Consider the following 206-nt stretch of genomic DNA (forward strand, 5'->3'; position numbering starts at 1 on the left):
CCGACGAAGACACCGGTCTGGGTGCCGCGGATCGCCTCCTTGGTGATCCCGGCATGCTCCAACGCCTCCCAGGCCACCTCCATCAGCAACCGCTGCTGAGGATCCATCGCGTCAGCCTCACGCGGCGAGATACCGAAAAACTCCGCATCGAACTCCGCAGGCTGCCACGACGACAAGAACCCACCCTCGCGCGAACAAATCGTCCC

At 64.1% G+C, this 206-nt stretch carries 1 protein-coding gene; it reads right to left on the bottom strand.

The features are described 5' to 3' along the window. Positions 1 to 206, bottom strand: a 206-nt coding sequence (locus tag AC5Y31_RS21845) for a beta-ketoacyl synthase N-terminal-like domain-containing protein (protein WP_499982998.1), incomplete at both ends; no start/stop codon positions are given.

It is taken from the genome of Mycobacterium sp. NGS18, assembly GCF_059813185.1.